Source organism: Clostridium sp. HBUAS56010, assembly GCF_007115105.1.
GTDB lineage: Bacteria > Bacillota > Clostridia > Lachnospirales > Lachnospiraceae > Lacrimispora.
In genome coordinates, this window is record NZ_SULJ01000005.1 from 194,544 (window position 1) to 209,918 (window position 15,375).

The 15,375-nt window shown below is 45.2% G+C and carries 13 protein-coding genes, 1 tRNA gene and 1 pseudogene; 2 read left to right on the top strand and 13 right to left on the bottom strand.

Annotation, left to right across the window (positions count from 1 at the left end; translation table 11 throughout):
- Positions 1 to 405: 405 nt before the first annotated feature.
- The 10 genes and pseudogenes from FAY33_RS10460 to FAY33_RS10505 form a co-directional block, all read right to left on the bottom strand.
- Positions 406 to 4,464, bottom strand: a complete 4,059-nt coding sequence (locus FAY33_RS10460; protein ID WP_243126687.1) for an S-layer homology domain-containing protein — start codon at positions 4,462 to 4,464, stop codon at positions 406 to 408.
- Between the two features lie 53 nt (positions 4,465 to 4,517).
- Positions 4,518 to 5,105: a hypothetical protein gene (locus FAY33_RS10465; RefSeq protein ID WP_143321169.1), complete on the bottom strand. Its 588-nt coding sequence runs from the start codon at positions 5,103 to 5,105 to the stop codon at positions 4,518 to 4,520.
- A gap of 3 nt (positions 5,106 to 5,108) precedes the next feature.
- Positions 5,109 to 5,376: pseudogene (locus FAY33_RS10470) on the bottom strand (AbrB family transcriptional regulator).
- The gene (locus FAY33_RS10475; RefSeq protein WP_143321170.1) at positions 5,373 to 5,816 is read right to left on the bottom strand and encodes a hypothetical protein; all 444 of its coding nucleotides are present in this window, start codon (positions 5,814 to 5,816) and stop codon (positions 5,373 to 5,375) included. Before FAY33_RS10475 ends, FAY33_RS10470 begins: the two are co-directional and overlap by 4 nt.
- 42 nt (positions 5,817 to 5,858) lie before the next feature.
- Positions 5,859 to 6,788: a DNA adenine methylase gene (locus tag FAY33_RS10480; protein ID WP_143321171.1), complete on the bottom strand. Its 930-nt coding sequence runs from the start codon at positions 6,786 to 6,788 to the stop codon at positions 5,859 to 5,861.
- Positions 6,789 to 6,792: 4 nt separating this feature from the next.
- A complete protein-coding gene (locus tag FAY33_RS10485) occupies positions 6,793 to 6,996 on the bottom strand; it encodes a hypothetical protein (protein ID WP_033165226.1) in 204 nt (67 codons plus the stop codon).
- Positions 6,997 to 7,148: 152 nt separating this feature from the next.
- Positions 7,149 to 7,463, bottom strand: coding sequence for a hypothetical protein (locus FAY33_RS10490; RefSeq protein WP_143321172.1), 315 nt, complete (start codon positions 7,461 to 7,463; stop codon positions 7,149 to 7,151).
- Between the two features lie 223 nt (positions 7,464 to 7,686).
- On the bottom strand, positions 7,687 to 8,172 hold the full coding sequence (locus FAY33_RS10495) for a hypothetical protein (RefSeq protein ID WP_143321173.1): 486 nt from the start codon (positions 8,170 to 8,172) through the stop codon (positions 7,687 to 7,689).
- Positions 8,173 to 8,450: 278 nt separating this feature from the next.
- Complete coding sequence (rlmD, locus tag FAY33_RS10500; protein WP_143321174.1) at positions 8,451 to 9,959, bottom strand: 23S rRNA (uracil(1939)-C(5))-methyltransferase RlmD; 1,509 nt, start codon at positions 9,957 to 9,959, stop codon at positions 8,451 to 8,453.
- 362 nt (positions 9,960 to 10,321) lie between these two features.
- On the bottom strand, positions 10,322 to 11,233 hold the full coding sequence (locus FAY33_RS10505) for a GGDEF domain-containing protein (RefSeq protein WP_143321175.1): 912 nt from the start codon (positions 11,231 to 11,233) through the stop codon (positions 10,322 to 10,324).
- A gap of 169 nt (positions 11,234 to 11,402) precedes the next feature.
- Here FAY33_RS10505 and FAY33_RS10510 point away from each other — a divergent pair, with 169 nt between their 5' ends.
- Positions 11,403 to 11,741 carry a helix-turn-helix transcriptional regulator gene (locus FAY33_RS10510; protein ID WP_143321176.1) on the top strand — a complete coding sequence of 113 codons (339 nt, stop codon included), beginning with the start codon at positions 11,403 to 11,405 and terminating at the stop codon, positions 11,739 to 11,741.
- Between the two features lie 25 nt (positions 11,742 to 11,766).
- On the opposite strand, the gene FAY33_RS10515 is transcribed toward FAY33_RS10510, so the two are convergent.
- A complete protein-coding gene (locus FAY33_RS10515) occupies positions 11,767 to 13,554 on the bottom strand; it encodes an aminopeptidase P family protein (RefSeq protein WP_143321177.1) in 1,788 nt (595 codons plus the stop codon).
- Between the two features lie 35 nt (positions 13,555 to 13,589).
- Positions 13,590 to 14,372: an HAD family hydrolase gene (locus tag FAY33_RS10520; protein ID WP_185967577.1), complete on the bottom strand. Its 783-nt coding sequence runs from the start codon at positions 14,370 to 14,372 to the stop codon at positions 13,590 to 13,592.
- Positions 14,373 to 14,500: 128 nt separating this feature from the next.
- Here FAY33_RS10520 and FAY33_RS10525 point away from each other — a divergent pair.
- Positions 14,501 to 14,574, top strand: a tRNA-Pro gene (locus FAY33_RS10525).
- Between the two features lie 128 nt (positions 14,575 to 14,702).
- Here FAY33_RS10525 and FAY33_RS10530 read toward each other — a convergent pair.
- Positions 14,703 to 14,990 (bottom strand): hypothetical protein, encoded by a 288-nt coding sequence (locus FAY33_RS10530; protein WP_143321178.1) that lies wholly within the window; start codon positions 14,988 to 14,990, stop codon positions 14,703 to 14,705.
- Positions 14,991 to 15,375 lie beyond the last annotated feature (385 nt).

Consider the following 15,375-nt stretch of genomic DNA (forward strand, 5'->3'; position numbering starts at 1 on the left):
TTTATCACCTTAAAGGCATTACATATAGCCGTTTTGACGGCATTCTAACTTAGGCAATCTCCGTTTAAACTCCATAGTACTTTTTGGCGCAACTTAGGCTTCCTTTTCGTTTCTTTTGCGTACTTATCGTACACCGGGATAAATCAAAGAGTATGAAGACAATGTACAGATATCTTCATAGATTTATCCTCAAACACATAAGTCAGAGTGTGTTTGCCCAACGTGTTAAAGCGAAGAAACTGGGATTGAAGCAGTATAGCTTTAGCCATATTGCGCTGTGGTCTTGCATATCTTGCTTCTTTCTGACTTCAAAACAAATATGCTTTTCCGACGTGCTTTGTTCCCATTGACCTTTCGGCTACTGGTAAGTCGGCTGACCAATTAGATTTCTCTTTAATCTAATGCTCACACACGAGCGATACTATAGAGTCCTTGCGGACGCACATACATGCAATCATGATTTGTAAAATAAAACATCTCCAATTGACTGTAGATGCCGGGCGAAAGGGAACGACTGAAGGTTATGCCGTTGGTGGTAGTTCCGTAGTCGAGCTGATCCCACTGCCCGGTCAAGGTATTGTATCCGCGGACACGTCCGTAGTCGCTGCCGGAATGCCCGGATACAGGGGGCACAGTGAAGGTGTAATTGGTGATGGTCGCACCGGAGATTCCCTGCTCTAGGATGACTGATTCCGGTCCTGTCAGAGTCATGCCGCCACCACGATTCGGGTCGGCTACAAAGAAAACGATTGCGGCCCAGGGAGATTCGGCTCCAGTGGCGTCCACGGCTTTCACGCGCACCACGTTCTTGCCCAACGGGTAGGCAGTACTTGTCTGTGCGGGACGCCCTTCCCAAATATAGGTGATGGCATCTCCATCCGGATCACTGCTGGAAGCGGTTATGGTGATGGACACGCCCGGTGCTATGCTGTTGCCGTTTGGTGTGCGGGAAATCACCGGAGTGCTGGGTGCAGAATTGCTCACAGTGAAGGTGATATTCGTCCAGTCAGAATATAACCCCCATGCATCCTTGGCACGGACTTTCACTGTGTGGGTCCCCACGGCATAATAGCTGTCGGCTGTGTTGCCGAAGTATTCCAGTGTGACAGCATCTCCATCCGGGTCGGTAGCCGATGCAGTAAGATTCACCCGTAGCTTGCTGTTTTGAGCCGTGCGGGTAACGGAAGCGCTTCCGGTCGGTTTGTTCGGTGCATTGTTAGTAATGGCGACATTTTGAGCATAACTAAAGACGCGCCCTGTGCTGTCTGTGGTGCTGGCAGTCAGATTATAGCTGCCTGTGGCACTGATGGTGATATTGCCGCCACTATTGGTGAGACTCCCGGTGTAAGCTGCCGGACTGCCGCCCTTAGTCAGCGCCCACACGAGGTTTCTGCCATCCAGTCCGGTAGCTGCCGGCAGGGATACATTAAAACCAGCGCCAATATGAACAGAGGACGGAATGGTAAACGGGAAGCTGGCAAGAGGCTTGATTGTTCCTGCATTTGAAATAAAAGTAAACTTGCGTCCGTTTATATCTGTTGCTTCTGCAATCATCTTCACGGTGATTGTCTTATTGGTCGAGATATGCAGATTTCCTCCGCTAGACGATAGGGTCCCTGATGCATATTCAGCATAAGGTCTGGCGGTACCGCCATCGACAGAAAGAAGCCATGCCATGTCCATTTCCGCAAGCTCGGAGCCCGAAGCGGTAACCGCCATAGAGTCCCCGCTGTAGGTCAATGCAGGAACACTGATGCTCATGGTCGGGATAGGATATACAGTAAAGTCCCGGTTTTTTTCATAGGTACGGCCGGCAGGGTCTATCATGGTCAGAGACAGCTTATAGGTTCCCTTTGCGAAAAAGGTGAGGGAGCCGCCCTCTTCTGTCAAAGAACCGGAAGCATAGGCGCCATAAGGCTTGGCTTCGCCTGCATCCTTGCTGACTGTCCAGTTGGCGGTGAGGTTTTCCAGATCGGTACCAGTGACACTGACCGCTCCGGCTTCCCCGGAATACCACACCTGCGGCGCACTCAGCGAAACAGAAGGTACCGGGTAGACGGTTGTAACCGCACTATACGAAAATACACGGTCAAGAGCATCCGTCATTGAGGCAGTCAGAGTGTAGGTTCCGACATCCTTAAAGCGAATTTTCCCGCCGTATGCATTCAGACTGCCTTCCAGCGTTTCGGTAAGCTCCACCGGCTCCCCATCTTTTGTAAGTACCCATACTACCGGCAGCGTATTGTTATTGCCGCGGGTACGCAGGTCAAGGGTGCGGTCGGTATGGATGGCATACGGCAGCTCGAAAGAAATGGTCAGCACTGGCAGGACTTCGATTTTCCCGCCTTCCTCATACAGGAACACACGGCCGGTTTCGTCGGTAATCCGGGCAATGAGTTCATAGATTCCTGCATGCTTGAATCGGATCGTCCCTCCGCTATTTGTAAGCGTACCGTCAAGATAAGTCGCAAGATCCTGGAATCCGAAGCTGTTCTCCAACAGCCATTCCACCTTTAAGCCGTTCAATTCCACAGTTTGGGGAATCACTGACACAATGGAATCTGTATGGGCGGTTCCCGGCAGCTGGTAGGTGATACCCGGTACCGGATAGACTTTAATGGGTGCAGTATAGCTGTAGCTTCTGCCTGCAGGGTCTGTAAAGGCGGCTTTCAGCACATATTCGCCCTTTTCCTTAAAGCGCACGGTGCTGTCGGTACCGGTCAGATTTCCTTCCACATAGTCCGAGAGCGTGACCGCATCACCGTTTCGAGTCAACGACCACTGGATTTCAGCAGTCCCAAGATGTTGGAATGATGCCTGCACCTGAACACTTTTGTCTGTATGGGAAATCTCCGGCAGATAGAAGCCAACGGCGCCCACCGGGTAGATGGTAACAGCCTGTGATGCTTCAAAGGTTCTGCCAGTTTCATCCGTCAGCGTTCCGGTAAGACGGTATACACCTTTGTCCTTGAAGCGAACTTTGCCGCCGGCATCGGTCAGGGAACCTTCCAGCTCCTCTGCGATTTCAGCCGACTCTCCATTCTTCATAAGGCTCCAAACCACAGGCATGTTATCTGCATTCAGCAGCGTGGTGGAGATTTTAAGCTCCGTATCAGTATGGGCTGCTTCAGGAAGCGCAAAGGTAATCTCTGCTACGGGATAGGCTATTGTGCTTTCCGTATGGGTGAAGCTGCGGCCAGTCTCATCGGTCAGGGATGCTGTAAGTGTCTGTTGTCCTGAACTCTTGAACACAAAGGTGCCGCCCTCATTTCCAAGCGTACCATCCAGCATATCGGTAAGAGCTGCTGCTTCACCGTCTTTTTCTGCCGTCCACACGATGTCGTGTCCATAAAGAGCTTCCAGCGCATAGGACAGCGTCACCGATTTGTCTGTGTGGGTGGTTTCCGGCAGGGCGAAGGTCAAGTCAATCACCGGATAGACCGTCACCGTTTTGGACAGCTCAGTTTCCTTTCCTCTGACATTTTTAGCAGTTGCGGTCAGGGTATATTTACCCGGCTCCTTAAACTGGAGTATACCTCCCTCCAGACTGAGCGTGCCGGCATCTGTCAGTTCTGCCGTCTGTTCGGAGCCGTCCACGGCAGTTTTACTCAACGTCCATGTAAAGCTCTGCATATATTTCCATACCGGCATGACCTTGATTTCAGTATCGGTATGTGCGGTTTCGGGAAGCTCAAAACGCACCTGCGCATCCGGGTAGGAATAGGAACCTCCCCCAGAACTACCACCGGAGCCACCGCCGGAGCTTCCTGAATCATCATCGTCATCCGAATTTCCGCCGGGTGTCGGTGTTGGTTTTACAGGTGTTGGCTTCACAGGATCGGGGGTATTAGGGGCGGGGGTTGGCTTGGGTATTTCCGGTGTGGGGGTAGGTGTCGGAAGAGGTTTCGTCTTATCAATCAGATCCTTGGCCTCGCCTTTGGTAACTGGATCATTCGGCTTCAATTTTCCGTCGGCATTTTCTCCCGTAATACCTTCCTCCTTGCCAATGATGACATAGCCCTTATCGCCATCCTTGATGTCCTTGTCATCGTCATAGCCGCTGTGTCCCTGGGTATTTTTCGCTTCCTCATCCTTTCCGCTGATACGCACCAGCATCTTGATGATTTCGGCACGGGTGATGGGATCATCGGGATGGAAGCCATCCGGATAGTCAGCAGGATCAATGATACCTGCATCAATCAGCGCCTCAATGTACTTTTCCGACCAATGTCCGTCAATATCAGGGAAGCTGGCCGGGTCTTTCTCCACATCCTTTGTATCCAGCGGGATATCCCGTACCATAATAGTAGCGAACTTACCACGGGTGAGGATCTCATCCTCCGGAATAAACAAATCGGGACGCTGTTCCATAAAAACAAAAATCCCGCCGCCGATCAGCAGCAGGAGGAGAATAAGGATGGCGATTACGCCAACCTTTCTCTTTTTCTTTTTCTTTTCTGCCATGAGAATACCTTCCTTTCAATTTTTGTATAAAAGAAGCCAAAGTCTGCAATGCGTTACAGCTTCAGCTCCATGCAGCCATTTTGCTCCTGTTTTTTGCGATGTGCATCCAGTATTTCCTGCGTTGGATAGATGAGTTTACCATCCACCATTTCAAAAACGCAGGAATCATCCCGGTCGCAGACCATGATTCGATGCTGATATTCCTTCTGCAGGTCGATGTAGTCCTGCACCTCCTTGGGGCTGCAAAGCCACACACCGGAGGTATAGCGGCCATCCGGCAAAAAGCAATAACCGCTGTACTGAGGCTCATGATTTTTCAAGTCCAGCGCTCCTGCCGGACGAATCTGTGACAGCTGGAGTCTGGCATGATCCGTAAGAATTTCAGGCTTCGCAATGCCGAGAATGTCACTGCGGTTCCAGCGTATCTGTTCGCCATCTGCCAGAGATACGGCAAAGACCGCACGTCCACTGGGACTTTGCTTACTGCCAAAGCCACCGGTACAGAAATACAGCTGATGCTCTGCACTGCGATGGGATTTAGGTAGTGCGGCCGCACTCAGCACAACCACCTTTCCCTCCAGCGAGATATCATATCCTGTCTGCCGGCAGTCCTGCGAAGTTAAAAGCTTTTTTTCTTCCACGAATTAATTCTCCTTCCTTTGCCTGAGCAGCTCCGTTAAATCGGTGATGAGACTAAGCTGTGTATCATCTGGCATACGCTTGATAGCAGCACGGACATAAGCTTCCACCGCTTCAGGTGACTGGTCTCCTACCTCGATAAGCTCCACCTTCTGAATGGACATTCAGCTTCACGATATCGCCGTAGTCCAATCCGGATGCAGAGCGCATGTCCTTGGGAATCAGCACTCTGCCCTTACTGTCGATAATGCGGTATGTGTTTTTAGCATTCATACAAGGTAACCCTCCTTTCTCATAACCTCCCGAACGGTATCGGGGTGAACACCAAGCTCTTGAAAGAGTCCGGTCAGTTCCTCCGGCAGCTGATATAAAATATCTGAGGCCAAAATGACAATGGCACCGTCACCGCAGATGATCTCCAGATCGCTGTCGGCGGAAATTCCGGCATCCTCCAGCAGCTCTACTGGCAGATTCAGACCGTCCTCGTCATCTGGTTCTTCGTCCGCATCTAGTGCATCCGCATCTGCCAGCGCGTACAACGGCATGGCAACCTCAATGCCAGTTTGGGTAAGAAAAAGCAACGGGGCTGATTCCTCCCCTTGGGATGCAAGAACGACATCGACCTGTTCACCGGGTGTCAGCCCTGCGGGAATTGCAGGAAGCGTCAGAAATCCATGGGTATCGACGACCGCTTTTGTTTTCATAATTTTCATAGGATGTTTCCTCCTTCATAAATATCCCTTGCGGGAGTTTGGTTACTGGTCAAAGAAAAGACCGGCGTCAAAAAGATTGAGCTGTGATGGCATATCCAGCAACCTTTCGCCGGTATCATAGTTGGAAATCAGCACCTCGGCGTACTCACTGCCATTGTCATAGCGCTGTGCCAGATTATTGAGTCGGCTGACCGATTCAATCTGAAAGTCTTTATACAGCTCCCGAATGAATTCGCAGTCATTGTAGCTGACCAGAAACTTACCCTTGCAGGCTGTCAGCATATCCCGCAAACGGTAATGATCTTCCTTTCTGAATTCTACGGCATAATGTCCTTCTGTCTGGTAGTAGGGCGGGTCACAATAAATGAAAGCATTCTCTCTATCGTACTGTCGGATGAGATCTTCAAAGTCCTTGTTCTCTATAACCGTATCCTTTAAACGAACATTGGCCTGCCAGAGCAGGTGGAAGGCTTTCCGAATATCAAAGGGCTGACAGCCGAAGCTGGTGCATCCGCTTCCGTAACTGTATCGAATGAGTTTATAGAAGGCGGCGGCACGCTTGACATCATTCATGATTGCTTTCTCTGTAAGAATCTGCCGGATGTCTTCATACTCAAGTGGGGTGAGATATCGCTCGGCAAGCACTAACTCCTTTGCGAGATACTCACTAGTAAATTCCTGCTTCTCCAAATATCTGCGAAGCACACCAAACTCATCCCGCCCATTCAGCGGCAGGAAGTTCAGTTCCTGAATCAGTGCAAGGGTTTGCTCCTTAGCACACCGGAACATGTTTGTGAGGTCGTAGTTAAAATCGTTGTACACCTCCATGGCGGTGTCAACCGGCCGCCCGAACAGCACCCAGCCACCGCCGCCGAAAACCTCAATATACCGCCCGAACTCTTTGGGTATTCGCTGATAGATCAACTCCCGCAGTGCTTTTTTTCCGCCTACCCAGCTGATGATGCTGTTCATTTTTTCACCTGCCTTTACTGCGGCGGTTGATGGCATCAACATCCGTTTTCATACAGGTTCCATCCGGACTCCAGCAAATGAAACCGATACGGGGATAAGGACAGCCCTCGCAGCGGGAGCGCTCAGCTGGCAACGGCACGCCATAACGTTTTGGGGGACCGGTTGCTCCCGCACCCGGCTTTTCTAATGGATTTGCTTTTTGATTCATGGTTTATGCTCCTTTCGCTGAAAACAAAAAAGGCGCCGCCTTTTTCCAAAGACGACGCCTCATGTTTTCTTATTCTGTTGATAATAGTTAATTCAGGAAAAAGAAAAAGCACCCTTCAGTTTAATTAATACCGATGAGTGCTATATACTAAATTACATCCCATGATCGGGATAGAAAATGGCGAAGCGTGAGGGGTGCAACTCTATCGCTTCACCAGTTTCAATCATTTCACGATGCAGGGCAATCCAACTTAAATCCTCCGCATCAGCAGGCTCGGGAGGGCCGTGCCCGTAGCGAAAAGATTTGACGATCACTGCGATGCATTCGGATGCACCGCAGTCCCAGGTAAGCTCCTGGTATAGATTGGACCGTTGTATGTCCTCTACCTCCGGAATACCGCTCATGATTCCAGCATCAAGAATTCCTGCATTGGTTTCCAGACCACTGATATGAAAAATTTTGCTCATGATGAATTTAACCTCCTACATTTTATATTTTCCGTATAATAAAAATGGGATTAAAAAAAGAGGCTAAGTCTGCAGGTCATTTAAGTTGACCTGAAACTTAGCCTCTTAATTTTCAACTGAAAATATATTTACTTCTGCAATCAATGCAAAATTTCATTTCATAGTTGTGTAAGCTCTGGACCATTTTTTGAACGCTCCAATCCGATAAAGGAAAGCGGTTTGCTCATGACAGACCACCCATCACCAGTCCGTCCTGCCCTTGGTCCATCCTAAACTCCTGCTCTGTCTTAATCATGTAAGTGTTACTGTTGTGAAATCTAACGTAAATCTCACAATCCGGTGTGTTGATACGACGCCGCTCGAAATCCTTCCCCCAGCCGTCACGATTTTGTCCTTCGATCTGCGAAATTAACGTTGCTGTTTCCTCTGATGTGAGGGCAGTGTTTAACTGAACCGTCATCACACCCCAGAGTTTGTCGTCAAGAACTTCAACGGAGGGACTAAGGCTTCCCACCTTTTTCTTCAATGTACTCTCAACAAGAAACTCCTCAATGTGATAGTTTTCTTTTTTGATAGCTGCAAGGATTATATCCTCATAATTCACTGCTTCTTCCGTTGAAAGCTCATCACGATCATCCTCTGAGTAGCCAGACTGCGGATAGCTAATAATCTTCAATGGAAAGAAGATGTACATGGTTTCATTTGACATTGCAATGCCCTCCTATTTTATTTAAGGAATAATTTTCAGGTTTCTAGATTTATTCAATAAATTAAACCTTGAACTGTCTTAAGTGGTATTGCATTCATGATGTTTTCAGGGTTTATTCTCTTTTATATATCTCGTAATACTCCACTGGTTTTTGGGGTAACATCTCTCCAACTACACTATGTCATCTGTGGAATGGGCAAAAAAACGGGGGCAAAAATCGCATTTTTTGAGCTCTGAAATCGGTCATTTTTGAGCCAAAAACCACAACATATTGTGGTCTAACCCTTAGTTTTCTTGTCTGAACCACAATACGTCATCATTATCACTGCTTCAACATGATTCGTAAACGGAAACAAATCCACCCCCCATCCCTTTCTAGCCTCATACCCTTTCTTCCTAAACACTTCCAAATCCCTAACCAGACTATCCGGTCCGCAAGAAACATACACCACCTTTTCTGGTCCAAGCTTTGCTACAGAATCTATAAACTCCTCACTGCTCCCTGTTCTTGGCGGGTCCATAAAAACCACATCTGCCCGTTCTCCACTTTCAGCCATTTTTACCATAAACTTTCCTGCATCATTGCAGAAAAATTTTATATTTTTAACACCATTAATTTTTGCATTTTCAACCGCATCCCGGACTGCGTCCCGATTAAGTTCCACGCCAATCACTTCTTTGGCATGAGAGCTAGCAACGATCCCGATGGTGCCAATTCCACAATAGGCATCAATGACCCGTTCTCTGCCCTTCAGCCCAGCCGCTTCCATTGCTTTTTTATATAATACCTCTGTCTGAACAGGATTTATCTGGTAGAAAGATTTCGAAGAGATCCGGAAACGATATCCGCATAACAGATCTTCAATATATCCCTTTCCATACAACACATGCTCCTTGTCCCCCAGAACCATACTGGTATCACGGCCGTTGATATTTTGAATGATCGTGGTGATCTCCGGATGTTTTTGTCTCAAAGCCTTAACAAAATTATTCTTTGAAGGAAAGATCGGAGATGAAGTCACGAGAACCACCATAATCTCTCCAGTTGTAAATCCCCGGCGGATTAAAACGTGGCGAAGGAGCCCATAGCCCGTATCTTCATCATAAGTACGGATTTTAAAAGATTTAAGCATTCCCCTTATGGTTCCAATGATTTCATCCGCTTTTTGATCTTCAATCATACATGTCTCTATGGGAACCACACGGTGGGATTTCTGTTCATAGACACCAGAAACAGGATTTCCTTTTTTGTCATGATCAAAAACAGCATGTACCTTATTCCGGTAATAGTAAGGTTCCTTCATTCCGATAATAGGCTCTACAAAACAGTAGGGTTTCAGCAAATCCTCTAACTTTTTCTGCTTGTGGGCAAGCTGTTCCTCGTAGGAAATATCTAAGAACTGACAACCACCACATTTAAGGAATACAGGACATTTTTCGGTTCCTTTTCTTAATCTTTTGCGGAATTCAATTGTTTGAATTGCTTTTCTTTCTTTTAATTTTTGTTCTTCATTTTTGGCTTTCTGATCTTTGTTGTTCTGATCTTTTTGTTTCACCAGTCTGTTATCTTTGGCAGAAACACCTTTACTTTTTGGTCTCTTAAAATCTTCTTTCGATTCTTTTTGTTTTCCCCAGCCACGGTTTTTATCTGCGTCTTTTACACTTTCCCTTGCTTTTCCCTTATTCGCCCCCTTGTAGGATTCACCGCTTTGTTTCTTTTTACCTTCGGTTTTTTTCTCTGTTGCACCGCCACGAAATTTCTCTTTTTTCAATCTATTATCTATCATAAATAGAAACCGCCTTTTCTCTCTGCTTTTTACATAATAAATCCCGGTTTTTAAAAAACAGGGTGATTTCTGTTCTTTACCGGGTATCTGCCTTCCTATCTTTATTATAATATACTTTTTCTCATAAAACTATCAAAATTAATCAGATCAGCAAAAAAGCTTGCATTTATCATCTCCCATAGATATAATAATTTCTAAAAAGAAAAGGATATTTTAAAAATCTTTCTTATGCTATCCACTGCCAGTACACCGTGGTAAATTTACCTTATGATTAAAACCTGTTTTTACGTCATTTATTCTGTAACTCAAATAAACGGGAATCCTGTAAGATTTCCCGTTCTGCCTATTAATATAAACGTTAATTATTCTTTCAGCCCCATATCCCGAACATTATTATGAAAAAATGCAATCCTGCTCTTTCCCGCATCCTTTGCCCGATACATGGCTCTGTCTGCTCTGGAGAAAAGATACTGATAATCTTCCCTGCGTTTTCCTGAACAGGTTACAATGCCAATGCTTACAGATATCCGGCCGTCTTCCTCCGGGACCATCTGCTCCACTTGCTCCAATAAATACTTTGCACGATCATAAACATCCGCTGTAGAGGTAAAAACCACGAATTCATCTCCGCCTACTCTTCCAATCAGATCCGGTTCCGGGAAGATATGGCAGAGCATTCTCCCTACCTGTTCCAGAATCCGGTCTCCTGCGGGATGCCCAAAGCTATCATTAATCTCTTTGAAGTTATCAATATCAATCATTAAAAGCCAGCCTTTTTTGCCGCCTTTCAGTCTTTCTTCTACCCGGTATTCAAACGCTGTCTTATTGTATACACCGGTCAGCCCATCTTTTATGGACTGCAGCAACAGTTGTTCTTCTCTTGTTTTTAGCCCTGTGATATCCTGCAGTTTTCCTACCAGGCTTACCGGATGATCCATCTGGTTTTCCCATTTTGCGCAAAGTTTGCAGCTGCACCAGTAATAAGGCTGTCCTATTTCTCCAAGGCATATTTCAAATGACTGAATCTCGCCTTCTTTGGGAGCATGGTCTTTGTGTTTCTCCAAAAAAAGGGTAAATGCTGTTAAATCTAACTGCTCTTTCGCATTGGATGACAGATATAATTTATCTTCCTTGTAAAAATATTCAAATAGCAGGGTATCTGAAAAAAGACTTATATTTCTACACAACTGATCTGTCTGGCTGTACTGGAAAGATTGAAATACACGCAAGGCATTTTCTCTTTCCAATTCCTTTCCTGAATTTCCAATCATCATGCTTCCCCCTGTGCCCGCAAAATCTTTTGTTCTGCAGCATTTTCACTCCTATATGATACATGATAACGCTTTTTAAACGTATATGCAACTTGTTTTTAGACCATTATTACGCATACAATACATAACATTTGAATAAAATATCCTTTATGATTAACCGGAGGTGATAATATTGGATGAACAGTTTGTAAGAAATCGAATTACGGAACTTCGTCTCAAAAAAGACATTTCCGAATATCAAATGAGCCTGGATTTAGGGAAAAATAAGGGTTACATTCAGGGAATCTCTTCCGGACGGTCAATGCCTTCTATGAAACAGTTTTTTGAAATCTGCGATTATCTTGAAATCACTCCCAAAGATTTTTTTAATACGTCAAAAACAGAACGGCCGCTTAATAAAGAAGCTGCTGCTTTAATGAATGATTTGACCGCGGAGGATCTGGAAGCAGTACTTCCCATACTGCTGCGGCTAAAAAGGCGCACAAACCACCACAAAGGTGCAGAACCATAATTCTATGATCCTGCACCTCTCATAACTAAATGGCCTTTGTATTCTCTTCCAGCCATAGGGCTTCTTCATTTGACAAATAGGGTGAGATCTTTTCATAAACAGTCTGATGATAGTCATTTAAAAGTTTCACATCTCTTTCTGTCATGATAGATGGATCAAGGGCCTCTAAATCAATCGGTACCATTGTTAAAAATTCAAACTCCATAAACTGACCAAATTCATTGCATTCTGCTTTCCTGCACACAGTCAGATTCTCTGTCCTTACTCCGTGACTTCCTTCTATATAGATACCAGGTTCGTCAGAAGTGACCATACCTTCCTCCAAAACACAGTTATCCTGCCTCTCAGGAACCATGCGCCACCGGATTCCATTGGGGCGTTCATGGACATTTAACAAATATCCCACTCCATGACCCGTTCCATGATCAAAATTAAGCCCTCTGCTCCAAAACGGTTCTCTTGCAACATAATCCAGGGACAGACCACGGCATCCATACAGGAACTTCACGGCTCCCAGACGGAGCATACTGATTACTGTAAGGGTAAAATGCTCCCTCAGTTCATCAGTCAGGGGACCCACTGCAATCGTTCTTGTTATATCAGTAGTTCCTTCATAATACTGACCGCCGGAATCTACCAGGTAAAGACCTTTTGGCTCTAAAACCGTATCATTCTCCGATGTTGCTTTATAATGACACATCGCAGCATTGGCACCATAAGCTGAAATGGTATCAAAACTAATGCCAAGATTCCCTTCCTGCTCAGAGCGAAGCTGATCCAGATATTCCTGTGCACTTACTTCTGTGATCCGTTCCTTTCCCACATGATGCTTCAGCCAGTAAATAAATTTCACCATAGCTACTCCGTCTTTTATGTGGGCTTTTCTCATATTTTCAATCTCAGTTGGATTTTTTACCGCTTTGGAAAGTGCCGTGGGATTCATTTTGTTAATAAGCTGATTGGAATCTCCAATGCTCTTTACAATGGCATAATTTGCTTTTCCGGTCTCTAGAAGAATCCGCTCTCCTTTTAACTGTCTTACAGCCTGGTAAATGCCATCATAAGCGCAGACAGTTACTCCAAGACTCTTTAAGTAATCTCTTACGTTCCCATTTAACACTTCTTCATTTATAAACAGATAAAAACGATCCATGGTAACCAATCCGTAAGAAAGAACTACAGGATTGCACTCCACATCATTGCCTCTGATGTTAAGAAGCCATGCAATATCATCTAAGGTCGTAAGAATATGAACGGTTGCTTTTTCCTTTTTCATCTTACAACGCAGTTCTTCAATTTTTTCGGCAGAAGATTTCCCTGCATAATCCTCTTTTAAAATCCACGCCTGCTCTGCAGAAAGGTCAGGACGCCCCTTCCATATCTGTCCAACCAGATCCTTGTCATAGGCTATGGTCACATGCTTGTCTTCCAGCAACGCTTCTAATTCCCTTCCGGTCTGACCGTTTATCACCCGCCCATCAAATCCCAGGCAACCGTTTTCCGGAAGAGTCTCTTCTAAATATTCTTCAATTGTTGGAACCCCCGGCTGTCCCATCTTACGAAGCGTAATCCCTGTTCCATCCAGTTCTTTTCCTGCCTGAACAAAATAGCGTCCATCCGTCCAAAGCCCTGCTTCATTTTTTGTAATCACCGCTGTACCAGCAGAACCTGTAAAGCCGGTAATAAATTCACGGCATTTAAAATAATCTCCTACATACTCAGATTCATGAAAATCCGATGTAGGAATCATATAGGCATCCATATGATGCTCCGCCATTAAAGCTCTAAGCTGTTCCAGTCTTTCTTTTATCATTGCATTCTCTCCTTTAGTTGAAATTGCTGCAGAATTTAACGGATCAGCCCCAAATGCAGGCAGGCATTCTTAATTCCATCTTTATCAATGGGGTCTGTTACATAATCAGCCGCCCGCTTTAGTTCTTCCATGGCATTTCCCATGGCAATCCCTTTTCCTGCCGCTTTTATAATGTCATAATCATTCATGCTGTCTCCAAAGGCAATGGTCTCTGATAAAGGTATCTTAAAATATTCACAGAGCCTTACTAATCCCACCGCTTTTGAAGCCTTTCGCTCTACCACATCGGCTCCCTTTTTATCCGCAAACATATGAACATGAATCTCAGGGAATTGTTCTTCCATGGCCTTTGCGCCTTTCTCATCTCCCATATATGCCATTGTCCTGACTTCCAAATCCAGAAGCTTGTAAGGTTCTGCAAATCTCCTGCCGCATTCTCCCCAAAGCTCAATATCACGGGCTTTTATATTCTCGGGATGAGTATAGTAATCAAAATCTCCCACTGTAGTTCCTACGCTGTAAGGTGTTGTCTCTGCATATTTTAAAACTTCCTTCAATAACACCTTATCAAATGTATGTTCATAAATAATCGTTTCCCCAACCGTTACTTTCGTACCATTAAGATGGATGATCGCATCAGGTCTCACCTGATCCCGTATAGCTGTACTGAAAATGGAATCCATATCTCTGCCTGTAGCAATTACAATGGTATAACGATCTCTCAGCCGCTCTATCGCCTCCATGGCACTGTCTGGAATCGTCCAGTCTTTATGGTCAAGCAACGTCATATCTACATCAAAGCTTACGATTGGCTTCATCTATTTTCACCTTTTTCTGATCTGAATTTATCTTGTCCTTACCATAATAGCCTAAATTTGAATTTTTTTCAAGAAATATACTTTACCAAATCAAAAGTTTCTGCTATAATATCATAGTGTTGAGGAAACGGAGTATGGCGTAGCTTGGTAGCGCGCTCGGCTGGGGGCCGAGAGGTCGCAGGTTCAAATCCTGTTACTCCGACTGATTGAATACTGACCCAGAAGCTGAATTACATAGAGCTTTTGGGATTTTTTTTGCTATACTTTTCTCCATATCCGAATACCCAATGGAAATTTTGCTTCTTGTTTTATAAAAAAAAGAACAAAGCCTTAGCCTTGCTCTTCTTTCTCATCCTCTTCTTCTTTATGTTCCTCACTTATTTTACTGCTCAGGTAATCTTCTCTCAGACGTTTTAAGGTCACTCCCACAATTGCCACTCCCGATACTGCAAATAAGCCAATAAAGAAATAGGCAGACACTTTCCATATGCCAGAAAACTGACCAGCCTCTCCAATCAGTCCATAAGCCAGATAAACCAGGTAAACTCCACATAAAATGCGGAAGGTCATGGTAACCTGATTTGGACGGGCAACATTATTTCCCCTGTTTTTCATCATGCAAACTCCTTCTCCTGTCAATTCGCAGAACATTTCTTTTTCTGCGCTTACTATTTGTGAATATACTTTCATTTTACCATTATTCATTCTGGATTCATAGTCACTTTTACAAGAAATTACCCATTCAGCCAGACAAGATGCAGCTTGTTCACACATACAAGCATTCTACATATACTAATATTACAGAACAACTTAAAACTCAAAAGCAATGGTAGTCTGGCTGAGCAAAACTGCCGCATACCGCCTTACTTCTGATAAACAACTCATTCTTTGCATAGTCTTTTGTATCATTGCTGTTCTGAGATGTTCTGTAAAACTGCCCGATCATAAGTATGAAACCTCAAAAAGGTGGAAACCAGCGCATCCTGGCTTCCACCTTCTTTTA